Source organism: Nonomuraea sp. NPDC049637 (assembly GCF_040675235.1).
Classification (GTDB): Bacteria; Actinomycetota; Actinomycetes; order Streptosporangiales; family Streptosporangiaceae; genus Nonomuraea.
Map to the genome: position 1 here is coordinate 56,580 of NZ_JBFAOM010000024.1, position 25,822 is coordinate 82,401.

22 protein-coding genes are annotated in these 25,822 nt (G+C 73.9%); 9 read left to right on the forward strand and 13 right to left on the reverse strand.

Going from position 1 to position 25,822, the window contains the following annotated elements; all coding sequences use genetic code 11:
* Positions 1-6: 6 nt before the first annotated feature.
* The 3 genes from AB0J71_RS29460 (at position 7) to AB0J71_RS29470 (ending at position 4,871) form a co-directional block, all read left to right on the forward strand.
* On the forward strand, positions 7-993 hold the full coding sequence (locus AB0J71_RS29460; RefSeq protein WP_364417016.1) for an LLM class flavin-dependent oxidoreductase: 987 nt from the start codon (positions 7-9) through the stop codon (positions 991-993).
* Positions 994-1,112: 119 nt separating this feature from the next.
* Positions 1,113-3,272, forward strand: a complete 2,160-nt coding sequence (locus AB0J71_RS29465) for a choice-of-anchor J domain-containing protein (RefSeq protein ID WP_364417018.1) — start codon at positions 1,113-1,115, stop codon at positions 3,270-3,272.
* 87 nt (positions 3,273-3,359) lie between these two features.
* On the forward strand, positions 3,360-4,871 hold the full coding sequence (locus AB0J71_RS29470) for an acyl-CoA synthetase (protein WP_364390516.1): 1,512 nt from the start codon (positions 3,360-3,362) through the stop codon (positions 4,869-4,871).
* Positions 4,872-4,886: 15 nt separating this feature from the next.
* On the opposite strand, the gene AB0J71_RS29475 is transcribed toward AB0J71_RS29470, so the two are convergent.
* Complete coding sequence (locus tag AB0J71_RS29475; protein WP_364417020.1) at positions 4,887-6,500, reverse strand: benzoate-CoA ligase family protein; 1,614 nt, start codon at positions 6,498-6,500, stop codon at positions 4,887-4,889.
* A gap of 66 nt (positions 6,501-6,566) precedes the next feature.
* Entirely contained in the window at positions 6,567-7,526 is a 960-nt protein-coding gene (locus tag AB0J71_RS29480) for a LysR substrate-binding domain-containing protein (RefSeq protein WP_364417022.1), read from the reverse strand.
* Positions 7,527-7,590: 64 nt separating this feature from the next.
* Between AB0J71_RS29480 and AB0J71_RS29485 the strand changes: the two genes are divergently transcribed.
* Positions 7,591-8,823 carry an MFS transporter gene (locus tag AB0J71_RS29485; protein WP_364417024.1) on the forward strand — a complete coding sequence of 411 codons (1,233 nt, stop codon included), beginning with the start codon at positions 7,591-7,593 and terminating at the stop codon, positions 8,821-8,823.
* A 37-nt stretch (positions 8,824-8,860) separates the two neighbouring features.
* Positions 8,861-10,054 carry a S8 family serine peptidase gene (locus AB0J71_RS29490; RefSeq protein WP_364390520.1) on the forward strand — a complete coding sequence of 398 codons (1,194 nt, stop codon included), beginning with the start codon at positions 8,861-8,863 and terminating at the stop codon, positions 10,052-10,054.
* 40 nt (positions 10,055-10,094) lie between these two features.
* Here the strand turns inward: AB0J71_RS29490 and AB0J71_RS29495 are convergent, their stop codons facing one another.
* From AB0J71_RS29495 to AB0J71_RS29515, 5 genes are read right to left on the reverse strand one after another with little or no spacing between them, the layout of a single operon-like run.
* Positions 10,095-11,054 (reverse strand): aldo/keto reductase, encoded by a 960-nt coding sequence (locus AB0J71_RS29495; RefSeq protein WP_352327508.1) that lies wholly within the window; start codon positions 11,052-11,054, stop codon positions 10,095-10,097.
* Positions 11,051-11,923: a branched-chain amino acid ABC transporter permease gene (locus AB0J71_RS29500; protein WP_352327509.1), complete on the reverse strand. Its 873-nt coding sequence runs from the start codon at positions 11,921-11,923 to the stop codon at positions 11,051-11,053. Before AB0J71_RS29500 ends, AB0J71_RS29495 begins: the two co-directional genes overlap by 4 nt.
* Positions 11,923-13,074: an ABC transporter substrate-binding protein gene (locus AB0J71_RS29505; protein WP_352327510.1), complete on the reverse strand. Its 1,152-nt coding sequence runs from the start codon at positions 13,072-13,074 to the stop codon at positions 11,923-11,925. Before AB0J71_RS29505 ends, AB0J71_RS29500 begins: the two co-directional genes overlap by 1 nt.
* A complete protein-coding gene (locus AB0J71_RS29510; RefSeq protein ID WP_364417026.1) occupies positions 13,071-14,789 on the reverse strand; it encodes an ATP-binding cassette domain-containing protein in 1,719 nt (572 codons plus the stop codon). The genes AB0J71_RS29505 and AB0J71_RS29510 overlap by 4 nt, the downstream gene beginning before the upstream one ends.
* Positions 14,789-15,535: an ABC transporter ATP-binding protein gene (locus AB0J71_RS29515; protein ID WP_352327512.1), complete on the reverse strand. Its 747-nt coding sequence runs from the start codon at positions 15,533-15,535 to the stop codon at positions 14,789-14,791. Before AB0J71_RS29515 ends, AB0J71_RS29510 begins: the two co-directional genes overlap by 1 nt.
* A 185-nt stretch (positions 15,536-15,720) precedes the next feature.
* Here AB0J71_RS29515 and AB0J71_RS29520 point away from each other — a divergent pair, with 185 nt between their 5' ends.
* Complete coding sequence (locus tag AB0J71_RS29520; RefSeq protein ID WP_352327513.1) at positions 15,721-17,070, forward strand: amidohydrolase family protein; 1,350 nt, start codon at positions 15,721-15,723, stop codon at positions 17,068-17,070.
* Between the two features lie 43 nt (positions 17,071-17,113).
* On the opposite strand, the gene AB0J71_RS29525 is transcribed toward AB0J71_RS29520, so the two are convergent.
* A complete protein-coding gene (locus tag AB0J71_RS29525; RefSeq protein ID WP_352327514.1) occupies positions 17,114-17,950 on the reverse strand; it encodes an aldo/keto reductase in 837 nt (278 codons plus the stop codon).
* Positions 17,951-18,066: 116 nt separating this feature from the next.
* On the opposite strand from AB0J71_RS29525, the gene AB0J71_RS29530 reads away from it, so the two are divergent.
* The gene (locus tag AB0J71_RS29530; RefSeq protein WP_352327517.1) at positions 18,067-18,894 is read left to right on the forward strand and encodes a metallophosphoesterase; all 828 of its coding nucleotides are present in this window, start codon (positions 18,067-18,069) and stop codon (positions 18,892-18,894) included.
* A gap of 13 nt (positions 18,895-18,907) precedes the next feature.
* Here AB0J71_RS29530 and AB0J71_RS29535 read toward each other — a convergent pair whose 3' ends face one another.
* The 4 genes from AB0J71_RS29535 to AB0J71_RS29550 are packed head-to-tail and all read right to left on the reverse strand — an operon-like array spanning position 18,908 to position 22,537.
* Positions 18,908-19,552, reverse strand: coding sequence for a response regulator transcription factor (locus AB0J71_RS29535; protein WP_352327515.1), 645 nt, complete (start codon positions 19,550-19,552; stop codon positions 18,908-18,910).
* Positions 19,543-20,784: a histidine kinase gene (locus AB0J71_RS29540; RefSeq protein ID WP_364417028.1), complete on the reverse strand. Its 1,242-nt coding sequence runs from the start codon at positions 20,782-20,784 to the stop codon at positions 19,543-19,545. The genes AB0J71_RS29535 and AB0J71_RS29540 overlap by 10 nt, the downstream gene beginning before the upstream one ends.
* Positions 20,785-20,795: 11 nt before the next feature.
* Positions 20,796-21,590 (reverse strand): ABC transporter permease, encoded by a 795-nt coding sequence (locus tag AB0J71_RS29545; protein ID WP_364417030.1) that lies wholly within the window; start codon positions 21,588-21,590, stop codon positions 20,796-20,798.
* A complete protein-coding gene (locus AB0J71_RS29550) occupies positions 21,587-22,537 on the reverse strand; it encodes an ATP-binding cassette domain-containing protein (protein WP_364417032.1) in 951 nt (316 codons plus the stop codon). Before AB0J71_RS29550 ends, AB0J71_RS29545 begins: the two co-directional genes overlap by 4 nt.
* Positions 22,538-22,711: 174 nt before the next feature.
* On the opposite strand from AB0J71_RS29550, the gene AB0J71_RS29555 reads away from it, so the two are divergent.
* Positions 22,712-22,927: a hypothetical protein gene (locus tag AB0J71_RS29555; protein ID WP_364417034.1), complete on the forward strand. Its 216-nt coding sequence runs from the start codon at positions 22,712-22,714 to the stop codon at positions 22,925-22,927.
* Positions 22,928-23,042: 115 nt separating this feature from the next.
* On the opposite strand, the gene argG is transcribed toward AB0J71_RS29555, so the two are convergent.
* Positions 23,043-24,491 carry an argininosuccinate synthase gene (gene argG, locus AB0J71_RS29560; protein ID WP_364390527.1) on the reverse strand — a complete coding sequence of 483 codons (1,449 nt, stop codon included), beginning with the start codon at positions 24,489-24,491 and terminating at the stop codon, positions 23,043-23,045.
* Positions 24,492-24,645: 154 nt separating this feature from the next.
* On the opposite strand from argG, the gene AB0J71_RS29565 reads away from it, so the two are divergent.
* Positions 24,646-25,812 (forward strand): acyl-CoA dehydrogenase family protein, encoded by a 1,167-nt coding sequence (locus tag AB0J71_RS29565; protein WP_364417036.1) that lies wholly within the window; start codon positions 24,646-24,648, stop codon positions 25,810-25,812.
* The last annotated feature ends 10 nt before the right edge of the window (positions 25,813-25,822 follow it).

The following is a 25,822-nucleotide window of genomic DNA, read 5'->3' on the forward strand; positions in this document are numbered from 1 at the left end:
CGTGCGGTGTTGCACGCAGGCGTGACCCTGTACTCGATTCTCGACCGTTCGCTCCTGCGCCGGGGTTCCGACGCGGCCACCGCGCTGCGGGACACCGTCGCGTTCGCCCGGCAGGCCGAGGAGCTGGGCTACCACCGGTTCTGGGTGGCCGAGCACCACAGCGTGCCCGGCGTGGCGGGGGCGGCGCCGACCGTGCTGGCCGCGGCCGTCGCGGCGGCGACCGGGCGGATCCGGGTGGGCACCGGCGGCGTGATGCTGCCCAACCACCGGCCGCTGGTGGTGGCCGAGCAGTTCGGGGTGCTGGAGTCGCTCCATCCCGGGCGGATCGACATGGGGCTCGGGCGGTCGGTGGGGTTCACCGGCGGCGTCCGGCGGGCGCTCGGGCAGGGCAAGGAGGCCGCGGACGGGTTCGGCGACCAGGTCGGCGAGTTGCTGGGGTACTTCACCGGGGGGCAGCGGGCGTATCCGGGCGTGCACGCCGTGCCGGCCGAGGGGCTGCGCCCGCAGGTGTTCGTGCTGGCCATGGGGGCGGGGGCGGAGCTCGCGGCGGAGCTCGGGCTGCCCATGGTGATCGGGGCCGGGCCGCGGGCGGTGGAGGCGGCGGCGCGCTACCGGGCGGGGTTCCGGCCCTCGGAGTGGGCGGCGCGGCCGTACGTGATGGCGGCGGTCAGCGTCGCGGTCGGGGCGACGCGCGAGGAGGCGGCGCAGCTCCAGCTGCCCGAGGCGTGGTCCACGGCGCGCTCGCGCACCAGCGGCGCGTTCCCGCCGCTGGTGCCGGCCGAGGAGATCGCCCGGCTGGAGCTGACCGGGCGGGAGCGGGCGCTGCTGGCCGAGGCGCTGAAGGGGCAGATCCACGGCACCGCGCCGGAGGTGGCGGTCGCGCTGGGCTCACTGGTGGAGGCCACCGGCGCCGACGAGGTGCTGGTCACGATGAACACCTACGACCTGGAACGGCGGCTGGAGTCCTATCGGCGGCTGGCCGTTCTGGTTTGATCGCCAATTCCACCGCATTTTGTTGGCAAATGCCCCCATTGCGCGCGCTAATTCGGTTCCGGTAATTACCGGATGTCACCCCTGTTCCATCCGGGCAACACCCATACCTAGGGGGTTCAATGGCGCGCACCCGAATCATCGGAATCGCTGCCGCACTTCTCTTACTGCCCACGCTGACCGCGATACCCGCGTCGGCCGAGTCCCCGCAGGCGGCCGCCACGGCTGCGCCGCCGAGCGACGTCAAGGAGCTCACCCGCAAGGACTTCACCATCGACGGCAAGCCCGTCAAGGTCCCCGCGAAATACGAGGCCCGCAAGGCCACGGCCAAGGCCGCCGCCGAGACGCCGCCGGTCGGCACCGTACGGCAGTGGCTGGCCACGGACGACTACAACGGCCGCCTGTACCGCAAGGACTACACGCTGCGCGGCGTCGGCGACAAGATCGAGGTCTGGGTCGCCAACGACCTGGCCTTCCCGGCCGGCGACTGCCGGATGCAGGTGCCCGGGACGACGGAGATCACCGACGCCCAGGTCACGAACCTGGTGCAGCAGTTCGACACGAACATGTTCCCGAAGGAGACCGCGACCTTCAGCACGCCGCCGGACCGGGACGGCACGAACGCCGTGCTCGGCCCCGACGCCAACGGCAACGGCGGCGTCTACACCGGCGCCGGCGACCGCACGGTGACGCTGATCGACAACGTCCGGGACGACAACTACTACACCTTCCCGGCCGCGACCACGTACATCGCGGGCTTCTTCTCCTCCCAGTACAACGAGCTGCTCGACCGCAACGTGATGACGATCGACGCGTTCGACTGGCTGCACAGGACCGGCGCGAACCCGCCGGACAACCCGACCTCCGACGTGTGCACCTCGCGCTCGGCCCGGCCCTTCCAGTACGAGGGCGTCTTCGCCCACGAGTGGCAGCACCTGCTGCACTACTACACCGACCCGCTGGAGACCACCTGGATGAACGAGGGCCTGTCGGACTTCGCCATCTCGGTGACGGGTTACGGCAACCCCAAGGCGACGGTGTTCGAGAAGGGCTTCGACAACCACATCAACTGCTTCCAGGGCTTCGGCATCGTCCAGACGCCGTACAACCCGAACCCGCGCAACTGCGGCGGCCCGCAGAACTCGCTCAACCTGTGGGGCGACGGCGGCAACCCGGACGCGGTGCTGGCCGACTACGGCAACGCCTACTCGTTCATGCTGTTCCTGTACGACCGGTACGGCGCGGACTTCCTGTCCAAGCTGCACCGTGACGGCTCCCTGCAGGGCCTGGCCAGCGTGAAGGCGGCGCTCGGCAGCACGGACCTGTACCAGGTGCTGCACGACTACCAGACGATGGTGCTGGTGGACAAGGTCGTCGGCAGCCGCGGCGTGGTGCTGGGCGTGCCGAAGAAGCGGGTGACGACCGCGAGCCTGAACTCCACGGTCAACCTCGCCAACCCGGCCGCGTACAACACCCCGGGGGCGGCTCCGAACGGCGCCGACTACGTGCAGATCCGCAAGCCGGGCGGCGCGGCGCCGACCTCGCTGTCCTTCCAGGGCGCCAAGACGCTGCCGCCGATCCCGCTGGCCTGGACCGTCGTCTCCGACGACCCCGACCGCGCGGGCAACCCGGTGCTGTGGTCGGGCAACGCCAGCAACCTCAATGTCGCCGCGGTGACCAAGGTGACGGTCCCGGCCGCCGACCCGACGCTGCGCTTCCTCGCCAAGTACGGCGCGGAGTCCGGCTTCGACTACGGCTACGTGATCGTCTCCACGGACGGCGGCAAGACCTACACCGCGATCCCCGGTGACAAGACGGTGGCCGGCCCGCTCGGCCCGGCCGTCAACGGCACCACCACCGGCTTCCAGCCGCACAGCTACAGCCTGTCCGCCTACGCGGGCAAGGAGATCCTCGTCGGCTTCCAGTACGTCAGCGACGGCGGGGTCAACGAGGGCGGCTGGAAGATCGACGACGTCACGGTGGGCGCGACGGCGGTGAGCGACGGCGCCAGCCTGGAGCCGTTCGACTCCCCGACCGAGATCTCCCCGACGCCGGTCAGCAACTGGAACGTGCGTCTGGTCGGCCTGGACGAGAAGCACTCGGTGGTGCTGCAGGCCCAGTTCGACGGCAAGGGCTCGATCAGCCTCAACCGGCTGCAGCTCGCGCCGTTCGCGGTCTTCCCGTCAGTGGTCGCGATCGTGGCCTATGACGAGCCGACCGAGCAGGTGCAGCAGTACGCGCCGTACACGCTGAAGGTCAACGGCGTCACCCAGCCGGGGTGAGCCCGAGGAGGCGTCCGCCGGGGGTCGGCGGGCGCCTCCTTCGTCGGGTACGATCGCCGAACATCATTCGGCATGGGGGTGCCCAGCATGACCACGCGCCAGCACACGATCGGCGACCTCCTGCGGCGCTCGGCCGCCAGGTTCCCCGCCAAGACCGCCGTGATCTACGGCAACGTCCGGCAGAGCTACGCCGATCTCGACCTGGAGGTCAACCGCACGGCCAACGCGCTGGCGGCGCGCGGCGTGGCCAAGGGCGACCGGTTCGCCCTGTTCAGCCATAACAACCACGCGTTCGTGGTGGCCTACTTCGCGCTGGCCCGGCTGGGCGCGATCTCCGTGCCGATCAACTTCATGCTCGGGCCGCGCGAGGTGGCCTACATCCTGGAGCACTCCGGCGCGACCGGGATGCTGGCGGAGGAGGCGCTGCTGCCGGTGGCCGAGGCCGCGGCCGGGCCCGCGGTGCGGGTGCGCGGCGTGATCGGCGCGGCCGAGGGCTGGGAGTCCTTCTCCACCTGGCGCGGCGACGACGCCGAGCCGCAGGTGGAGATCGCCGCCGACGACCCGATCCAGCTCATGTACACCAGCGGCACCGAGTCCCGGCCCAAGGGCGCCACGCTGTCCAGCGGCAGCCTGCTGGCCCAGTACGTGAGCTGCGTCGTCGACGGCGAGATGAGCTCCGACGACGTCGAGGTGCACGCGCTGCCCCTCTACCACTGCGCCCAGCTCCACTGCTTCCTGACGCCCGGCATCTACCTGGGCGCCACGAACCTGATCCTGCCGGGCGCCGACCCCGCCTCGATCCTGGCCACCATCGAGGGCGAACGCGCGACCAAGCTGTTCTGCCCGCCCACGGTCTGGATCGCCCTGCTGCGCCACCCCGACTTCGACCGCCGTGACCTGTCCTCGCTGCGCAAGGGCTACTACGGCGCCTCGATCATGCCGGTCGAGGTGCTGAAGGAGATCTCGGCCCGGCTGCCGGACGTGCGCCTGTTCAACTTCTACGGCCAGACGGAGATGGCGCCGCTGGCCACCATCCTGCGTCCCGAGGAGCAGCTGACCCGGCTGGGCTCGGCCGGGCGGCCCGCGCTCAACGTCGAGACCAGGATCGTCGACGACGAGGACCGGCCGGTCGCGCCGGGCGTGGTCGGCGAGATCGTCCACCGCAGCCCGCACGCCATGCTCGGCTACTGGAACGACCCGGACAAGACCGCCGAGGCGTTCCGCGGCGGCTGGTTCCACAGCGGCGACCTCGGCGTCATGGACGCCGACGGCTACCTGTCGGTGGTCGACCGGAAGAAGGACATGATCAAGTCCGGCGGCGAGAACGTGGCGAGCCGCGAGGTGGAGGAGGTCATCTACCAGCATCCGGCGGTCGCCGAGGCGGCCGTGTTCGGCGTCCCGGACGAGCGGTGGATCGAGGCCGTGACGGCCGCCGTGGTGCTGCGCGAGGGCGCGGGGCTGACCGCCGCCGAGCTCAACGCGTTCCTGCGCGAGCGGCTGGCCGCCTTCAAGACGCCCAAGAACGTGGTGTTCGTGGACGCGCTGCCGAAGAACGCCTCGGGCAAGGTGCTCAAGCGCGAGCTGCGCGACGCCTTCTGAGCCCCCGGGGTCCGGTCACTTGCCGAGCAGGTCGGCGGCCAGTTGCCGGAGCACCGCGCGCTGGATCGTGCCCGTCGCCGTCCTCGGCAGCTCGTCCAGCACCAGCACCTCGTGCGGGCACCGGTCGGCGGCCAGGCCCGCGCGGCAGAACGCGATCAGCTCGCCCGCGTCGATCGGGCGGCCCGGCCTGGGCACCACGCAGGCGACCGGCCGGTCCGGCCCGTCGGCGCCGGTGTGGGCGACCACCGCGCACTCGGCGACCGAGGGGTGCTCCAGCAGCCGGGCCTCGGCCTCCAGGGGGGACACCCAGGCGTCGCCCGTCCTGATGAGGTCGGCGGAGCGGCCCAGGAAACGGTAGGAGCCGTCGGCGTCGCGGGCGCAGGTGTCGCCGGTGCGCAGCCACTCGCCCTGGAACGCCTGGCGGGTGGCGGCGGTGCGGCACCAGTAGCCGGTGGCGATCGAGTCGCCGCGCACGTACAGGTGGCCGGGCTCGCCGTCGGGGACGGGCGCGCCCGAGTCGTCCAGGAGGCGCACCTCGTAGCCGGGCACGACGGCGCCCGAGCCGGCGGGGCGGGCCCGGCCCGGACGGCCGGAGAGGAAGACGTGCAGCGACTCGGCCGAGCCCAGGCCGTCGATGAGGTCCACGCCGAAGCGGCCGGTGAAGCGGCGGTGGAGCTCGGCGGGCAGCGCCTCGCCCGCGGCGACGGCCAGGCGGACGGAGGCGAAGGCGTCCTTCGGGGCCTCGGCGGCCAGCAGCGCGGCGTAGAACGACGGGCCGGCGAAGAACAGGGTGGGGCGCTCGGCCAGAAGGCGTTCGGCCACGCCGGCCGGGGTGGGCGCGGCGGGGTCGAGGATCGTGGTCGCGCCGGCGGCCAGCGGCAGGATCAGGGAGTTGCCGAGCCCGTAGGCGGAGGACAGCCGGGCCGCCGACAGGCACCTGTCCTCGGGGCGCACGCCGAGCACCTGCCGCCCGAACCCCTCATAGACGTCGCGCAGCGCGCCGTGGCGGTGCATGGCCGCCTTGGGCGCGCCGGTGGTGCCGGCGGTGTAGAGCCACAGCGCGGGCGAGTCGGGCCAGGTGTCGTACGAGCCGGTCGCGCCCCGGCCGGCCTCCAGCACGTCCGACCACAGGCAGACCGGCACGCCCGGCTCGACCGCCGCCGCCGGGCCCCCTCCGGTCGCGGTGGCGATGCGTGCGACGTGGCCGGGGGCCTGGCTCGCGTCGGTGAGCACGAGCGCCACGACCTCGGGCGCCGACAGCAGCGCCTCCTGCACGGCCGGCTCGAACTCGGGCGCGGAGACGACGACCCGCGCCCTGGAGTCGCGGATCAGCGCGCCCAGCTCGGCCCCGTCGTACAGGGCCGGCACGGGGACGGCGACCGCGCCCATCCGCAGCACGGCCAGGATCGTGATCAGCGTCTCGGGCCGGTCGGGCAGGACGAGCAGCACGCGCTCCTCCGGCCGCACGCCCATCACCCGCAGCCCGCCGGCCAGCTCGGCGACGTGCGTGGCGAGCTGGGCGTAGGTCATGGCGCCCAGCGGCCCGGTGACGGCGACGCGGTCGCCGTGCCCGGCCTCGACCAGGCGGTCGGTGAGATGGACGCCGGCGTTGAACGACTCGGCAGGCATGGTCGTCCCCATCCGCAGAAGGGCGTGTGCAGCTGAATCCTCCATAGAGAATCGATGAGCCGTCAACTACTTCTGCGAGGACGGGTGTCGGCAGGGCCGCAACCCCGGGCCGACGTCGGCCGCGCCGGAGCGCACGTGGTCCAGGAAGGCGCGCACGGCGGGCGTGAGCCGGGCCCCGGCGGGCCAGCACGCGCCGATCGTCCGGAACACCGGGGGCGACAGCGGGATCTGCACGACGCCCTCGGCGGGCGTCAGCCGGGGCAGCACGGCCACGCCGAGCCCGGCCGCCACCAGGCCGCGCACGGTCTCCGACTCCTGCCCCTCGAAGGCGATCCTGGGCGTGAACCCGGCCGCCGCGCACAGGTCGTCGGTGATCTGGCGGACGCCGTAGCCGTGTTCGAGCGTCACCAGTTCCTCCCCGTCCAGCTCGGCGGGCCGCACCCGGGCGCGTCCGGCGAACCGGTGACCGGGCGGCACGGACAGCACCAGCTCCTGGTCGGCGAGCGGGTGCCCGGCCAGGCCCGGGTCGCCGTCGGGCAGGGGCGCGACGAACACCAGGTCGATCTCGCCCTCGGCGAGCGCGCGCAGCATGTCCTGGCGCGAGCCCTGCGCCAGGCTGAACCGCACGCCCGGGTGGTGCTCGCGGAAGCCCCGGATGAGCGAGGGGACGAGCGTGCGGCCCAGCAGGTGCAGGAACCCGAGCACGATCCGGCCGCTGCCGGGGTCGATCTCCTCGCGCACCTCGCGGGCGGCCGACTCCATGGTGGCCAGCGCCCGGCCGGAGGCGGCGGCCAGGACGCGCCCGGCCCTGGTCAGGCGGATGCCCCGCCCGTACGGGACGACGAGCGGCGCGCCGACCAGGTCGGCCAGCGCGGCCAGGCGGCGGCTGGCGGTGGGCTGCGGCATGCCGAGCAGCTCGGCCGCCCGCGTGACGTGCCCGGTCTCCCCCACGGCGGCCAGCAGGGCGAGCGTGGGAGCCAGCCCGGCGGCCAGCCGCTCGTCCACGAGCTCGTATTCATCCACCACAGCATGAATTATCGCCTATTTCCGCATTGGACGTATTTATTAGCCTTGCTTAGCGTTTCCAGGCGTGGCGGTCATCGAAGCTCAACGAGTCGGCACCCGGCGGGCCGGTCCGGCCGTGGCGGCGGCCGGCGTCTCCTCCTTCGCCCTGCTGTACGCGCCGCAGCCCGTCCTGCCGCAGCTGGCCGCCGACTTCCGGCTCGACCCCGGCGGCGCGTCGCTGGCCGTCGGCGTGGCCACGGCGGCGCTGGCGGTGGCGGTGCTGCCGCTGGCCGCGCTGGCGGAGGTCGTCGGGCGGCGGCGGATGATCGTGTGGTCCGTGCTGGCCTCGGCGCTGATCGGGCTGGCGCTGCCGCTGGCGCCGACGTTCCCCGTGCTGGTGGCGATGCGGGCGGCGCAGGGGGTGGCGGTCGCCGGGTTCGCCGGGGTCGGGGCGGCCTACCTGGCCGATCTGGTGGGGGCGACGAGGCTGGCCGGGGCGGTGGGCGTGATGATCGCCGGGAACTCGGTGGGCGGGATGCTGGGCCGGCTGGGCGCCGGGTTCGCCGCCGGGCCGTGGGGGTGGCGGGGCGCGCTGCTGGTGGTGGCCGGCGGGTCGCTGCTCTGCTCGGCGTACGCGGCCCGCACGCTGCCCGCCCCGGAGCCCGCCCCGCTGCCCGCCCCGCCGCCCGCCCCGGAGCCCGCCGGACGCGCCCCACGGGCCGGGGGCGGCGGCCGGATCGGGACGGCGCTGCTGGCGCCGTACACGGTGGGGGCGCTGGGCGTCGGCGCGTTCGTCGCCCTCTACAACGCCGCCTCCTTCCGGCTGTCCGCGCCCCCGCTGTCGCTCTCCCCCGCCGCGGCCTCCCTGGTCTTCCTCTCCTACGCACTCGGCACCGCCTCCTCGGCCGCCGCCGGCCGGCTGGCCGACCGCCTGGGACGCCGGGCGGCCCTGGTCGCCGCCCTGGCCGTGACGGCCGCCGGCTCGGCGCTGACCGCGCTCGGCCCCCTGGCCGCGGTCGTGACCGGGTTCGCCGTGCTGACCGCCGGGTTCTTCGCCGCGCACGCCGTGGCCAACGCGTGGGTCGCCGCGCAGGCCCCGCCGGCCGCCCGCGGGCGCGCCGCCGGGATCTACACCCTGTGCTACTACCTCGGCAGCGGCGCCGGCGGCACGGCCGGCAGCGCCGTCTACGGCCACGCCGGATGGACCTGGCTGATCGTCCTCACCTCCGCCTGGCTGCTGCTGGCGATCGTGGCCGTGCTCGCCGCGGGCCGGCGAGCACGGGCTGTTGCCAGGCGACCCCTGCAGGAGTACGCCTGACATCACAGGGGTGGGCTACTCCCGGGAGGGGAAGACGATGGCCGACCAGTTCATCGTGTTGCGCGATCTGAGCAGGACCCGCATGGCCGCGCCGTTCGAGCGGGCCGCCGCCGTGGCCGAGCCGCCGAGCGAGCCGCACGTCGAGGTCACCGGACTCGGCAAGCGCGAGGTGGCCGACCTCGCGCGGGACCCGTCGGTGGCCGCGGTCGCCCGGCCGATGCCGACCACCGTCCCGGGCGCGCCCGAGGACGTCGACGCCCCGCCGCCGGAGGCGGAGGCGGGCGCGCAGGTCACGTGGGGGGTGCGGGCGCTGGGCGCCGACGCCTCCAGCCGTACGGGGGCGGGGACGGTGGTCGCCGTCCTCGACACCGGCATCGACGCCACGCACCCGGCCTTCACCGGGATGACGCTGGTGGAGGAGGACTTCACCGGGTCCGGCCGGGGCGACAAGGTCGGCCACGGCACCCACTGCGCCGGCACCGTCTTCGGCCGCCCGGTCGACGGCATGCGCATCGGCGTCGCGCCCGGCGTGGAACGGGCGCTGATCGGCAAGGTGCTCGGCGACGACGGCAAGGGCTCGACCGCCGAGACGGTCAAGGGCCTGCTCTGGGCGCTGGGGAACGACGCCGACGTCATCACCATGTCGCTCGGCATCGACTTCCCGGCCGCCATGCGGCAGCTGGAGGAGCGCGGGCTGCCGCAGTTCCTGGCCACGTCGATCGCGCTGGAGTCGTACCGGGCCACGTTGCGGCTCTACGACTCGCTGATGCGGATGATCGCGGCCAGGGCGGCGTTCGGGGCCGGCACGATCGTCGTCGCGGCCACGGGGAACGCCAGCCACCGGGAGCTGCGGCCGGACTTCGAGGTCGGGCCGGAGCTGCCGTCGGCCGCCGAGGGCATGATGGCCGTGGGCGCGGTGCAGCGGCTGCCGTCCGGGCGGCTGGGGGTCGCGCGCTTCTCCAACACCTTCCCGCAGGTGTGCGCGCCGGGCGTGGACGTGGTCTCGGCCCGTACCGGTGGCGGGCTGACCAGCAAGAGCGGCACCAGCATGGCCGCGCCGCACGTGGCCGGGGCGGCGGCGCTGTGGTGGCAGGAGCTGCGGGCGAGCAGCGACCGCGCGCGGGCCGCTGCGGTCACCGGCCGGTTGCTGCTGACCGCCGCGACGGACGTGTTCGTCCCGGACGCCGACACCGCGGACCTGGGGGCGGGGCTGGTCCAGGCCCCCCGCTGAGCCGGCACGGCCGGTCTCCCCGGCCGCGGTGGTGAGACCGTCAGGGGCCTTCGGGGTCCACCGTGTCGGCGTCGGCCCAGAACGGCGCGGCCAGCTCGCGCAGCCGGGCCGCGCCGACCCGGTCGAGCAGGGCGAGCGCGCCCGCGTTGTCGGCGAGCTGGGCCGTGCTCGTGACGCCGAACAGCACGCTGGCCACCGCCGGATGGGTCAGGCAGAACGCCACGCACACCTGCGCGGGCGTCGCGTCCAGCCCGGCCGCCACCTCGGCCAGCCCGGCGGCGGCCGTCGCGGCCCGCGCGCGCACGCCGCCGGGGTCGGGGAAGACCGGCCGGGCGGGCCTGTCCTTCCCCGCCAGCAGCCCGCCTTCGAGCACGTCGCTGGCCTGCAGCGAGACGCCGGCGTCGAACACCTCGGAGAACGGCACCCCTTCCGGGATCGAGCGGCGGCACGGGTTGTACTTGAGCTGGGCCAGTTGCGGCCCCGGCGAGCCGAGGTCGCGGGCGTGGTTGCGGATGGTCAGGATCGAGGTGGCCGACCAGTTGTTGACGCCCCAGCAGCCGAGCAGCCCCTCGGCCTCCAGCGCGGCCAGCTCGCGGGCCAGGCGGCGCAGGTCGAGGTCGTCCCGGTGCACGTCGCCGACCACGGCCAGGTCGGCGTGGTCGGTGCCGGCCCGCAGCAGCGCGCGTTCGAGCTGGTCGCGCAGCGGACGCCCGGGATGGTCGTCCAGCCAGAGCTTGACCGACAGCAGGTAGTCCTCGCGGGCCAGGCCGGCGGCCCTGACCATGGCCGAGAAGAGCACGTCGGTGAAGACCGGCCGCTGCCCGGGCAGGCCGTAGACGCCCACGTCGAACAGGTTGACGCCGATCTCGACGGCGTGCCGCAGCAGCTCGACGGCCGCGCCGAAGTCCATCCGGTCGTAGGTGTGCCAGGACCCCAGCGACAACACCGACGCCTCGGGGCCGTGCGCGCCGATCTGGCGCTGGGGGACCTTGACCGTCATACGTTGGCCTCCGAGTCCCAGACCTGGTGGCGGCTGCGCCACCACAACAACGCCACCATCACCAGGAACGGCAGCACCCCGCGGTACTGCTGCACCGCCTCCAGCGAGGCCGTCACCCCTTCCAGGCAGCCCAGCAGCAGCCCACCGGCCAGCGTCAGCCACAGGCTGCTGAACGCCCCCACCATGGCCACCGCCAGCGCGGTCGTGACCAGGTTGCCCAGCGTGGAGAAGTCGCCGCCGAGCCGCGGCGCGACCAGGACGATGACCAGCGTGCTGACCGCGCCGATCGCCACCCAGACGGCCAGCGCGAGCCGGGGCGCGGGGATGCCGACGACCTGCGCGGTGGCCGGTCGTTCCGACAGCGCCTGGAGCCGCAACCCCACCCGGGTGCGCCCGAGCAGCAGCCCCACGCCGACCGTGATGAGCACCGCGAAGGACAACGACACCAGCACCGCCTGCGGCACGACCACCTCGCCCACGGTGAAGGCGGGCGCGTCGAACGGCTGCGGGAAGCGCCGCGCGCCGCTGGTGTTGTTGCCGAACAGCCGCAGCCCGACCGACATCAGCGCGACGAACACCGCCACGGTGACGGCCGCCTTCGTGCGCAGGTCGTGCTCGCCGAACCAGCGCACCAGGCCGAGGCCGAGCAGCGCCGAGACCAGGCCGCCGGCCAGCGCCCCGAGCGGGAGCGCGAGCCAGACGTCCAGGCCGGCGTCGGTGAGGGTGACCATGACGAAGGCGCCCATCGCGCCCACGGCCGCCATCGCGAAGTTCACCACCGCGACGAGCCGGTAGGTCAGGACGACGCAGAGCCCGAGCAGCGCGTACACGCCGCCGCTGGTCAGGCCCGCGACCACGGAGTCGAGCATCAGCCGTTCCGCTTCGGGACGATGAAGCCCTCGGGCAGCACCGTCCACTTGCCGTTCTCGGCCTTGACGAAGCGGCTGCCCTCGATGGGGTTGTGCGTCTGGCCGGGGCCGAACACCCAGGGCGTGCCGACCATGGGGTAGGTGATGGGCTGCATCGACTTGAACGCCTTGGTCACCGACTCCCGGGTGATGTCCCCCTTGATCGTCTTGAGGACCTGGACGAACACGTCGGCCGCCATCACCCCGCCCTGGCTGAACGCGGTCTTCTGGATCTTGTTGTCGTTGACGATCTTCGCCCACCGCTCGTTGCCCGGCAGCGTCTCGTCGGTGTACGGCTGCCACTCGGTGCCCGCCTGGGCCTTCATGCCGGCCGGGATGAGGGCGGCGTTGGCGTCGGTGTAGGCGTTGGCCATGAGGATGAAGTCGACGTCCTGCATGCCCTGGGTCTTGGCCTGGGCGAACCAGGGCCCGACCTGGGCGTTGTAGACGACCGCCTGGCAGCCGCCGCTCTTGAGCTTGACCAGGTACGGCGTCGGGTCTCCCTGTCCCACCGAGGTGTCCTTGACGGTCAGCGTCTTGCCGGTGATGTCGCTCCACTCCTTGATGGCCGCGTCGATGCCGCCGCCGCTGCCGGGCAGCACGGTGAAGGCCAGGCACACCTTGTCGTGCTTGAGCGTCTCGGAGGCGTAGTAGAGCATCGCGGTCAGCAGCTTGAACGGGCCGGGGTTGACCGGCGCGATGTTCGGGCTGGTGAAGCAGGCCGGGTCCACGCCCACGGCCGGGATCGAGACGATCTGGGCCTTGCTGTAGGTGGCGCGGTTGAGCCCGCAGTCCACGGCGCTGGAGGAGCCGACGAACGCCACGACCTCCTCGGAGTCGATCAGCTCGCGCGCCGCCTCCGTGGAGCGCTGCGGGTTCATCGCGTCGTCCTTGCTGATCAGCTCGATCTTGCGGCCGTTGATCCCGCCGGCCTTGTTGACCTCCTCGAAGACGGCCTTGACCGCCTGCGGCACCTCAGGAGTCTGGAACAGGCCGGTGACGCCGTTGACGGCCCCGACCTTGATGGGCCCGTCGGTGCCCGAGCCGCCGGAGCAGGCCGTCAGAGCGGTCAGCAGGCCGAGGACGGGCAGGGCCACGAGTACGCGTTTCACGATGTCTCCTCCAAGACGGTGCCGAGGTAGGCGGCCCTGACGGCCGGTGCGTCCAACACGTCGAGCGTCGGCCCCGAGGCGATCACGTGCCCGAAGTCCAGCACCGTGACCTGGCCGCAGGCGGCTCGTACGAGATCCATGTCGTGCTCCACCAGCAGGATCGACACGCCGAAGCGGGCCGGGACCTGGGCCAGGCGGCGGCCGAGCCGCAGCGACTCGGCGGCGGACTGGCCGGCGGCCGGCTCGTCGAGCAGCGCGACCTTCGGCCTGGCGGCGATCACGGCGGCGACGTCGAGCAGCCTTCTGGTGCCCGCGTCGAGGATCGAGACCGGCACCTCACCGGGCGGGCAGCCGAAGAAGCGCAACACCTCCTCCGTCTCCTGCCTGGGCAGGCGCCGCCCGGCGACGATCGCCAGGTACTCCTCCTGCGTCAGCTCCGGGGCGATGGCGGTGGTCTGGAACGTGCGGCGCAGCCCGCGCCGGGCCCTGACGCTCGGGCTGAGCCGGTCGAGTGGCTGCCCGGCGAGCACGACGGAGCCCTCGTAGCGGGCGGCGAAGCCGGTGACCGCGGAGATCAGCGTGGACTTGCCGGCGCCGTTCGGGCCGATCAGGCCGGAGACGCCGAGGGCGGGCACGGTCAGGTCCACCCCGTCCAGGGCGACGACCTGGCCGAACCGCACGCTCAGCCCGCGGATCTCCAGCACGTTGCCCTCGCCCGCCGCCGGGGGAAGCGGGGCGGGCTCCGCGGCGGGCGCGGCGGACGCGGCCTCCAGCAGGGGGCGGGCGGCCCGTTCGCGCCGGCGGGCGCGGGTGAAGTCGGTCTGGCTGACCCCGCTGCGCAGGGCGAAGATCGCCATGACGCCGAACAGGATGCCGCCGAGGTCCTGCGGCAGGCGCAGCTTCTCCAGGACCGTGGCCATGACCGCGCCGAAGACGCCGCCCAGGACGGCGCCCTCGGTGTTGTGCGGCCCGATGAGCACGGCGACCGCGAACAGCCCCAGCGACTGCATCATCGCGAAGTTTCCGGAGACGACGAGGCCGAGCTGTCCCGCCATCAGCCCGCCCCCGATGCCGGCGATGAACGCGCTGATGGCGAAGGCCGTGAGCTTGCTGCGGGCCACGGAGATGCCGTGCGCCGCCGCCGCCCGCTCGGAGTGCCGCAGCTCCAGCCACGACCGCCCGATCCTGGTCCGGTTGACCAGCGCCAGGCCGATCGCGATCAGCACGAACACGGCCATGGCCAGCACGAAGTACGCCGCGTCGGAGGAGAAGGGCTCCGGCCGGACGAGCGTCTTCAGCTCGGTCGTGCCGGGGAACTGGTTGGCGTTCAGCACGATGTCGGTGGAGACGGCGAAGCCGAGCGTGACGACGGCCAGGTTGACGCCCCGGATGCGCAGCGCGGGCAGCCCGATCGCGACGCCCACCGGCACGGCCGCCAGGCCGCCGAGCACCAGCCACAGCAGGAAGCCGCCGGGCGCGTCGGCCAGGTTCAGCCGCAGCACCACCCAGGCCCCGATCGCCGCGAACGACATCTGGCACAACGACATGACCCCGGCCCGCCCGACGATCACGCCGTAGCTCTGCATGAGCACGCCGCTGACCACGGCCGCGACCGCCAGGTAGATCCAGTACGGCGGCAGCACCCAGGGCAGCACCGCGCACGCCGCGACGGCCAGCCCCAGCCCGGGACCCCAGGTCTTCAGCAGCGCGTTCATCAGCTCCCGCCTTCCGTGCCGGCCGCCCGGGCGAGGCCGTCGTCGGTGACGGCGCCGAAGTAGAACTCGTGCAGCCGGTCCTGCGCCCCGCGCAGTTCCTCGCACGGGCCTTCGAAGACCACCCGGCCCTTGCGCAGCACGTACGCGCGGGCGCCGATCTCCAGCGCCAGGTTGGCGAACTGCTCGACGAGCAGCACCCCGATGCCCCGCTCGGCCAGCTCCCGCACCGAGCCCATCAGGCGGCGGACCACGACCGGCGCGAGCCCGAGCGACATCTCGTCGATGAGGACGACCTTGGGCCCGGCGATCAGCGCCCGGCCGATGACGAGCATCTGCTGCTCGCCGCCGGACAGGTTGGCGGCCGGCAGGGTGCGCCTGCGGTCCAGCTCGGGGAAGATGTCGTAGACCATGGCCGGGTCGCCGTCGCCGGAGACCAGCAGGTTCTGCTCCAGCGTGAGCGTGCGGAACACGGTGCGGGCCTGCTCGGCGTACCCGAGTCCGGCCTGGGCGCGGCGGTAGGTGGGCAGGCCGGTCAGCGGCGTGCCGGCGAGGGCGACCGTGCCGGCGGCGGGGGCCAGGCCCGCGATGCCGTCGAGCAGGGTGGTCTTGCCGGCGCCGTTCGCGCCGAGCAGCACGGTGACCGTGCCGGGCGCGACGCCGAGGCTGACCTCGTGCACGACGGGCACCTCTCCCCTGGAGACGCTGAGGCCCCGTACGTCGAGGACGTCGTCCGCGGGAGCGCCCATCAGCGGCTCCGGCGGCGGTCGTCGGCCGCGGCGGCCGGCGGCGCGTGCGCCGGTCCGCGAGGGGCCCGATCGATGATGCGCCGTGCCTCGAAAGGTAGAGGCATCGTCACCTCCCGGCACGAAATCGTATCTGATTCCATGTACGTTATGCGGATGGAAATGAGAGTGTCCAGAGCGGAGCGGATATGAAATCTGCGGCTGACAACAGGTCGGCGGATCTGGTCATGACCGGCGGCGTCGTCCACACGATGAACGCGGCCGGCCATCTCGCGTCCGGCATCGCGATCAAGGACGGACGCATCGTCAGGGTCGGCACTCCACTGCAGGTCCAGGCCATGGTGGGCCCGGGGACGCGGGTCGTGCGCCTGCGCGGCAGATCGGTGTTGCCCGGCATCAACGACAGCCACCTGCACGGCGCGTGGCTCGGCCTGCGCTGGCCCGACCTCCTGCTGGACCGGCTGACCGGCACGGCCGACCTCGTCCCCGACTCCCGGCTGGGCAAGCAGGAGGAGCGGCGGGCGGCGATCCTGCGCGCCGGCGACCTGCTGGCCTCCCTGGGCATCACCAGCTACACCGAGCCCGGCCTCGGCCCGTGCGAGCACGACGGCGGCGGGCGCTTCGGCGTCGAGGTCCTGCGCGAGTACGCCGGGATGGCCGCGCGGGGCGAGCTCAAGGCGCGGGTGAGCGCGCTGCTGCTGTTCGCCGAGGTGGACGGGCGCAGCTCACTGCCCGACCTGGTCGCCGGGCTGCGCGACCTGACGCCGCCCGCCGAGGTGCCGGGCTGGTTCAAGGTGACCGGGGTGAAGATCTTCGCCGACGGCATCCCGCCGATGCGCACGGCCTGGAGCGACGAGCCGTACGAGGACGGCACGCACGGCGCCCCGCTGGTCGAGGGCGGCTCGGAGGACGAACGCGAGACCGCCCTGACGACCATGATCGAGACCGCCGCCGCGGCCGGGCACCAGGTCGCGGTGCACGCCACCGGCAGCCGCGCGACCAGGACGGTCACCCGCGCCCTGGCCGGAGCCCCCGGGCGACGCCACTACCTCGTCCACGGCGACGTCCTGCATCCGGACACCCTCAAGACGATGGCCGCGGCCGGCATCGGCCTGACCACCCAGCCGGGCATCGCCGCCGCCGCCTCCCCCATGCTGCGCGACGCCCTGGGCCAGGCCGCGCTCGGGCACGCCTGGCCGGTGCGGGACGCGCTGGCCGCCGGCGTACGGCTCAGCCTCAGCTCCGACGCCCCCATGCTCACCCCCGACTGGCGGCACGGCGTGGCCGCGGCCGCCACCCGGTGGGCCGTCGAGGGCGCGCGCGACCAGCGGCTCGCCCTGGACCAGGCGCTGCGCGCCTACACCAGCACCCCGGCCTGGCAGGAGGGCGCGGAGTCGTGGAAGGGCTCGCTGGAGCCGGGCAAGGTCGCCGACCTGTGCGTGCTCGACGACAGCCTGCTGGACGCGCACCCGGCCGACCTGCCCGAGGTGCCGGTCGCGATGACGATGGTGGACGGCAGGATCGTCTACGAACGCTGACGGGGGCCGCTCGCGGGGGCGCGTCGGGGGGCACTCTTGGGGTTTACAGCTCCACGTGGTGGTCGGGGTCGCCGCCGAGGCGGCTGCCGCCGCCGCCCAGGGCCGAGATGCGCGCCATCTCCTCGGGCGACAGCTCGAAGTCGAAGACCTCCAGGTTGTGGCGCATCCGCCCGGGGTCGGCCGACTTGGGGATCGGCACCGCGCCGAGCTGCACGTGCCAGCGGAGCACGACCTGCGCGGGGGTGCGGTCGTGCGCGGCGGCGATCTCGGTGACGGCCGGGTCGTCGAGCAGCTTGCCGCCGGCGCCGAGCGGGCTCCACGACTCGGTCGCCACGCCGTGCCCGGTGAGCCAGGCGAGCAGGCCGGGCTGGGGGAAGCCGGGGTGCAGCTCGACCTGGTTGACCGCGGGCCACACGCCGCTCGCGTCGACCACCCGCTCGATCTGCTCAGGGGTGAAGTTGGAGACGCCGATCGAGCGGGCCAGCCCCTCCTCCCGCAGCCGGACGAACGCCTTCCAGGTGTCGACGAACAGCCCGTGGCCGGGCAGCGGCCAGTGGATGAGGTAGAGGTCGACGTAGTCGAGGCCGAGGCGGGACCGGCTCTCCTCGAACCCGCGCAGCGCCAGGTCGTAGCCGTGCTGGGCGCCGCGCAGCTTCGTGGTGACGAACAGCTCCTCGCGCGGCACGTCCGACTCGGCGACCGCCGCGCCCACGCCGCGCTCGTTGCCGTAGCTGGCGGCGGTGTCGATCAGCCGGTAGCCGAGCGAGAGGGCGTGGCCGACGGCCTGGCGGGCCTGGCGGTCGTCCATCGGCCAGGTGCCGAGGCCCAGGCGCGGCATGGCGCGGCCGTCGGAGAGCACGAGGGTCGGCGCGGTCGTCATGGCGGTCCTCTTCGTGGTGCGGGCAGGTGACGTACCTACCCGCCGCCGCGATGATCAACCTGCGCGGCGGACCGCGCGCCACATCGCGGCGCGGGCGGCGTACGATCCGAGTCGTGATCACCGCTCCCCGCCTGCTCGCCGTCAGCGACCTGCACGTGCACCATCCCGACAACCGCGCGTTCGTCGAGGAGCTGCGCCCCGGGTCGGACGGCGACTGGCTGCTCGTCGCGGGCGACGTCGGCGAGCTGACGACGGACATCGGCTGGGCGTTGCGGCTGCTGGCCGACCGGTTCGCGAGGGTGGTCTGGGCGCCCGGCAACCACGAGCTGTGGACGCCGGCCCGCGACCCGGTGCGGCTGCGCGGCGAGGAGCGCTACCGGTACCTGGTGGAGCTCTGCCGCGATCTCGGCGTGCTCACGCCGGAGGACCCGTACCCGGTGTGGGAGGGGGCGCGCGGCCCGGTCACGGTGGCGCCGCTGTTCGTCCTGTACGACTACACCTGGCGTCCGGAGGGCGCGACGACCAAGGAGGAGGCCCTGCGCACGGCCTACGACGCGGGGATCGTCTGCACCGACGAGGTCATGCTCCACCCCGACCCCCACCCCGGCAGGGACGCCTGGTGCGCGGCCCGGGTCGAGTACACCGAGGCGCGGCTGGCCGCCCGGCCCGCGGGGCTGCCGACCGTGCTGGTCAACCACTATCCGCTGGTCCGCGAGCCGACGCGGGTGCTCACCCATCCGGAGTTCGCGCAGTGGTGCGGCACCGAGCGCACCGCCCGCTGGCACCGCGAATACGACGCCGCCGCCGTCGTGTACGGCCACCTGCACATCCCGCGCCTGACCCACCACGACGGCGTGCCGTTCATCGAGGTCTCGCTCGGCTACCCGCGTGAGTGGCGGCCGCGGCCGAACCCGCCGGCGCTGCCCCGCGTGATCGACGTGTGAGCGCCGGCCCGGGTCAGCCCTCCAGGTAGCGCAGGATCGCCAGCACCCGCCTGCTGTAGCCGGTGTCGCGCGGCAGGTCGAGCTTGTCCATGATGGCGTTGACGTGCTTCTCCACGGTGGACGCCGAGACGTGCAGGCGCTCGGCGATGGCCGCGTTGACCAGCCCCTGGGCCAGGTGCGCCAGCACCTCCGACTCGCGCGGGCTGAGCCGGCTCAGCGGGTCGGCGCGGCTGGTGCGGGCCAGCAGCCGCCGCACCACCTCGGGGTCGAAGGCGGTGCCGCCGGCGCGTACGCGCTCGAGCGAGTCGAGGAAGTCGGCCACCTCCGAGACCCGGTCCTTCAGCAGGTAGCCGAGCCCTTCGGCGGGCCCGGCCAGCAGGGTGGCGGCGTAGTGGGGCTCGACGTACTGGGACAGGACGAGCACGCCCACCTCGGGCCGGCGCGCGCGGATCTCCAGGGCCGCCCGCAGCCCCTCGTCCTTGTGGCCGGGCGGCATGCGCACGTCGATCACCGCCACGTCGGGCCGATGGTCGGCGACGGCGGCCAGCAGCGCGGGCGCGTCGCCCACGGCCGCGACGACCTCGTGCCCGGCCTCGGCGAGCAGCCGGGTCAGGCCCTCGCGCAGCAGCACGGAGTCGTCGGCCAGGATCAGCCGCACGGCGGCTCCTTGGGCAGCGTGGCGACGATCTTCGTGGGCCCGCCGGGCGGGCTGTCCACGGTGAACGCGCCGTCGAGCGCCAGGACCCGGCGGGCCAGCCCGGACAGGCCGCCGCCCGCGGGATCGGCGCCGCCCCCGCCGTCGTCGGAGATCGCCACGCTCACCGTCCGTTCGTCCTCGGCCACGACGACCAGGATGTCATGGGCACGGGCGTGCTTGACCGCGTTGGTGATCGCCTCCCTGGTCACGAAGTACAGGGCGGTCTCGATCTCCGTGGCGGGCCGGGCCGACAGCCCGTAGTGGACGGTGACCGGCACCGCGGCGCGTTCGGCGACCCCGGCCAGCGCGGCCTCGATGCCCAGCTCGTCCAGGGCGGTGGGGTAGATGCGCCAGGCGACGCTGCGCAGCTCGTCCAGGAGGCGGCGGGACTCGGCGTAGGCCTGGTCGACCAGCTCGGCGGTCCGTTCGTGGTCGTGGCCGTGCCGGGCCCGGCCGAGCAGCATGGCCAGGGCCACGCCGCGCTGCTGGACGCCGTCGTGCAGGTCGCGTTCGATCCGGCGGCGCTCGTCGTCCACGGCCCGGACGATGCCCGAGCGGGTGGCGGTCAGCTCGGCGATGCGGCGGCGCATGAGCTCCCGGCCGCCGGGGCCGAGGAAGTGGGCGGCCAGGCGGCGTTCGAGCACGCCGGCGGCCAGGGCGAGCAGCGCGGTCACCGTCAGCAGGGCCACGCCGCCGGTCAGGCCCAGCATGCCGCCGGTGGTGACGATCCGGACGCCCGGCAGCTCGACGGGGACGGGGTCAGAGCCGCCCACGATCAGGTCCCACGCCCCGCCGCCCAGCAGCAGGCCGCCGACGAACAGGGCGACGGCGCAGCCGTACCCGCCGAGCACGCCCAGGGCGGCGCGGGCGGCGAGGTAGGCGTAGCCGCCGTCGCGGGTGGGGGCGGGGTGGCCGAACCACCGGGTCAGCCGGGCGCGTTCGAGCGCCATGAGCCGCGCCGCGCCGCGCCGGGCCAGGGGGCGCGCGGCCGGGACCAGGATGGCGGGCCAGGCCAGGCAGAGGAAGGCCAGCTCGACCGCGCCGAGCCCCATGCCCGCCAGCACCCCGGCCAGCGCCTTGACCGCCCGGCTGCCGGTGTTCTCCTGGTTGCCCGGCATGGGCTCGAATGCCTTGACCGCCCGGCTGCCGGTGTTCTCCTGGTTGCCTGGCATGGGCCCGAAGTTGTCCGACACGGGCCCGAAGTCTAGGCGTCGCGGCGGCGCAGCACGGCGTAGCCCGCCGCCAGCGCCGCCGCCGCCCAGCCCAGCAGCCAGGCCAGGCCCTCCCCCGCCGAGTACGGGACGGGCCCGCCGGTCAGGTTGTCCTCGCTGCCCATGAACGCCAGCCCGGCGAACGTCGGCATGCGCAGCGAGAAGTCCAGCGCCGCCTGGCTCCCGGTCATCAGCAGCACCAGCGGCAGGCCCAGGAGCAGCATGAACACCACGGTCAGCGTGCCCGCCGCGCTGCGCATCGCGGCCCCGGCGCCCAGCGTGGTCACCGCCACCAGGGCGAAGAACGCGCCCGCGCCCGCCACGTCCCGCACGGCCTCCCCGAACGGCAGCACGACCAGCCCGCCGAACACGTCGGCCTGCAGCACCACGTAGACCGCCGCCGTCGCCACCGCCCCCGACAGCACTCCGGCGGCGAACATCACCGGCGCCACCACCAGCGCCTTGGCGGCCAGCACGAGCCCGCGCACCGGCGTGGCCTGCAGCGTGACCCTGATGCCGCCCGAGGAGTACTCCGACGTGATCGCCAGCATGGCCAGGGCGACCAGCGCGAACTGCACGAACGACGTGGCCGACACCACCGACTCGCTCGCCGTCACCCGCGCGCCGGGCGCCCCCTCGCGGACCGCGTCGGTGGCCGCGGCGGCTGCCAGGGCCACGGCGGTCAGCACCATGAGCGCCGCCGCGCCGGCCAGGCACCACCACGTGGACCGGACCGACCACAACTTGCCCCACTCGGCCCGTGCCGCCTGCCACAACGCCGCCGTCACGCGCCCGCCTCCGTCGTCCCGTACGCCGACCCGTGCGCCGACCCGTGCGTCGTCCCGTACTCCACGCTGCTCTCCGTCAGCTCCTGATAGGCCTGCTCCAGGGACGCCTCCCGGGTGCGCAGGCCGTGCAGCCTGATCCCGGCCTCGTAGGCCAGGTCGCCCACCCGCTCGACGGGCGCGCCGGTGGCGACGACCTCGTTCTCGGCGACGCGCTCGGCGGCGATCCCGGCGGCGCGCAGGCGTCCGGCCAGCTCCCCGGCGTGCGGGGTGCGGGCCAGCACGGCCGTCAGCGAGCTGCGCCCGATGACCTCGGCCAGGGGCGCGTCGGCGATCAGCCGGCCCTTGCCGATCACCACCAGGTGGTCGGCGGTGAGCTGCATCTCGCTCATCAGATGGCTGGAGACGAACACCGTGCGGCCCTCGGCGGCCAGCGACCGCATGAGCCGGCGCACCCACCGCACGCCGTCGGGGTCGAGCCCGTTGACGGGCTCGTCGAACAGCAGCACCGCCGGGTCGCCGAGCAGCGCGGCGGCGATGCCGAGCCGCTGGCTCATGCCGAGCGAGAGCGCCCCGGCCCGGCGGTTCGCCGCCCCGGCCATGCCGACGCTCTCCAGCACCTCGTCCACCCGCCGCACGGGGATGCCGTTGCTGCGGGCCAGCGCGGTCAGGTGCGCCCGCCCGCTGCGCCCGGGGTGCAGCGCCCGCGCGTCGAGCAGCGCGCCGACCGTCCGCAGCGGGTTCCTGATCCGGTGGTACGGCACGCCGCCGACGAGCGCCGTGCCCGCCGAGGGCCGGTCGAGCCCGAGGACGAGCCGCATCGTGGTGGACTTCCCGGCGCCGTTGGGCCCGAGGAACCCGGTCACCGCGCCGGGTCTCAGCTCCAGCGACAGGTCGTCCACCGCCGTCCGGTCGCCGTACCGCTTGGTCAAACCCTTCAGACTGATCACGAGGGTCAACGCTAGGCAGCAGGAGGGCGGGCCACCATGGGGCCCGGCCGCCGACCTCGATGGCGGAAAACCGGAACAGACCAGGTCGCGGCGCCGTCCGGCCGGGGCGGCCGCGCCCAAACAAGACGGTGCCGTTGCCCCGCGTTGACGTGCGGCTCACTACGGTTGCCGAGCATGACCGAAGACAAGAGCCGGAACCGGCGGCGGATCAGCATCGACGAAGCGGGCCTGGACAAGCGCAGGTCCGCGATCCAGGCGCTCATGGAGCTGCCGCCGGCGGTGCCGGAGCAGGCGGCCGCCTACGCAGAGGCGACCGTCTTCACCGAGGAGACCGTCTTCGCCGAGGCGGCTGCGAGCGCTCCGCGCGCCCCCCGGCCGGACTTCGGCTGACCCCGCCCCTCGCGGGTGGCCCGGCCGGGGCGGGGCCGGGCGGGTGGCACAGCCGGAGCGAGGTCCCGGGCCGCGTGGGCGGCCCGGGGGGCGGCCCGGGGACGGCCCGGGGCGGTCAGTCGGTGCCGAGTTCCATGGCGGCGCGGTCGAGCAGTTCGTCGTCCTCGGAGACCTCGCCGCGCGAGGCGATGGCCTCCGCGCCGCCCTGCGGCATCGCGCCGATGAGGCCGGTCGAGGCCGCCTGCGCGGCGCCGATGAGCGCCGGGTGGGTGGTGCCGACCATGCCGAGCGTGGCGTACTGCTCCAGCTTGGCGCGCGAGTCGGCGATGTCCAGGTTGCGCATGGTGAGCTGGCCGATGCGGTCGACCGGGCCGAACGCGGAGTCCTCGGTGCGCTCCATCGACAGCTTGTCGGGGTGGTAGCTGAAGGCCGGGCCGGTGGTGTCGAGGATCGAGTAGTCCTCGCCGCGGCGCAGCCTCAGGGTGACCTCGCCGGTGACCGCCGTGCCGACCCAGCGCTGCAGCGACTCGCGCAGCATGAGCGCCTGCGGGTCGAGCCAGCGGCCCTCGTACATGAGCCGGCCGAGCCGCCGGCCCTCGTTGTGGTACGTGGCCAGGGTGTCCTCGTTGTGGATGGCGTTGACCAGGCGCTCGTAGGCGGCGTGCAGCAGCGCCATGCCGGGGGCCTCGTAGATGCCGCGGCTCTTGGCCTCGATGATGCGGTTCTCGATCTGGTCGGACATGCCCAGGCCGTGCCGGCCGCCGATCGCGTTGGCCTCCATGACCAGGTCGACCGGGGAGCCGAACTCCTTGCCGTTGATCGTGACCGGGCGGCCCTGGTCGAAGCCGATGGTGACGTCCTCGGGGAGGATCTCGACCTCGGGGTCCCAGAAGCGCACGCCCATGATCGGCTCGACGGTCTCGATGCCGGTGTCGAGGTGTTCGAGGGTCTTGGCCTCGTGGGTGGCGCCCCAGATATTGGCGTCGGTCGAGTACGCCTTCTCGGTGCTGTCGCGGTAGGGCAGCCCGTGCGCGAGCAGCCACTCCGACATCTCCTTGCGCCCGCCGAGCTCGGAGACGAAGTCGGCGTCGAGCCACGGCTTGTAGATGCGCAGGTGGGGGTTGGCCAGCAGGCCGTAGCGGTAGAACCGCTCGATGTCGTTGCCCTTGAACGTGGAGCCGTCGCCCCAGATCTGCACCTCGTCCTCGAGCATGGCCCGCACCAGCAGGGTCCCGGTGACGGCGCGGCCGAGCGGCGTGGTGTTGAAGTAGGCCCGGCCGCCCGAGCGGATGTGGAACGCGCCGCAGGTGAGCGCGGCCAGGCCCTCCTCGACCAGCGCGGCGCGGCAGTCGACCAGGCGCGCGAGCTCGGCCCCGTAGGCCAGCGCGCGGCTGGGCACCGAGGCGATGTCGGGCTCGTCGTACTGGCCGATGTCGGCGGTGTAGGTGCACGGGACGGCGCCCTTGTCGCGCATCCACGCGACGGCCACCGAGGTGTCGAGACCGCCGGAGAAGGCGATGCCGACCCGCTCGCCGGTGGGCAGGGAGGTGAGAACCTTGGACATAGAAGAAGATTATGCATTGCAACGCATGTTCATGCAAAGCCAGCCCCTCATCCGGGTGCGGGACCGGGATTTCCGGCGCGGGGTGGACAACCGGGTGGGGACGTGATCTGACGGAGGAAGGACCGCCGACGATCACGAACAGGAGCACCGGGACATGAGCGACAAGCCGCGACTGCACTCAGCCGGCCCCACCCACCTGGACCGCGCCCGCGACCTGCGCCCGCTGATCGAGAGCGAGGCGGCCGAGGCCGAGGCGCTGGGCCGGCTGACCGACCCCGTCGTGGCCGCCCTGCACGAGGCCGGGCTGTTCGGCATCTGGCTGCCCGCCCCGCTGGGCGGCTCGGAGTTGTCGCCGTCGGAGCTGCTCGGCCTCTTCGAGGAGCTGACCTACGCCGACGCCTCGACCGGCTGGGTCGTCATGGCCACCACGCTGGAGAACGGCACGGCGGGCGCCTACCTGGGCGACGACGCCGTCGAGCACATCTTCGGCGGCCCCCGCACGCCGCTGTTCGCGGGCCAGGGCACCCGGCCGGGCACCGCCGTGTGCGAGGACGGCGGCTTCCGGCTGACCGGCCGCTGGGGCTTCGCCTCGGCCATGCCGCACGCCCAGTACGTGCACAGCCTGGGCGTCGTGGAGGGCACCGGCGAGGAGCGCATCTTCATCACCCCGGTCGAGGACGCCGAGTTGCTCGGCAACTGGGACGTCCTGGGCCTGCGCGCCACCGGCAGCCTCGACTACGCCATCGACGGCGTCTTCGTGCCGGAGTCGCGCACGCATCCGTTCGCCCAGCGGGAGCCCCTGCGCGGCGGCGCGATCTACCGGCTGGGCCTGCTGGACCAGGCGCTGATCGCCCACTCCGCCTGGGCGCTCGGCCTCGGCCGCCGCCTGCTGGACGAGCTGGGCCGGCACGTCGCGGCCCGCGCCGGACGTCCGGGTCAGCTCGCCGTCAGCGACGCCTTCCACACCGGTTTCGCCCGCGCCGAGGCGGCCCTGCGGGCGGCGCGCGCCCTGGTCCGCGAGACGTGGGACGACGTCGAACGCACCCTTGACGCGGGCGGCACGCTGTCCACCCGCCAGGAGACGATGGTGCGGCTCGCGCTCAACCACGCCACCTCGACGCTCACCGAGGTCGCCGGGTTCGCCTACGCCTCGGGCGGCACGACGGCGCTGCGCGACGGCCTGCTCCAGCGCCTGTTCCGGGACGCGCACGCCGGCGCCCAGCACATCACCTCGGGCCCGCAGGCGCTGCGGGAGTGCGGCCGCGAGCTGGCCGGGCTGGCCCAGGGCGAGGAGTGGACGCTCTTCACCCTGGAGCCCTGACCCGCGACAC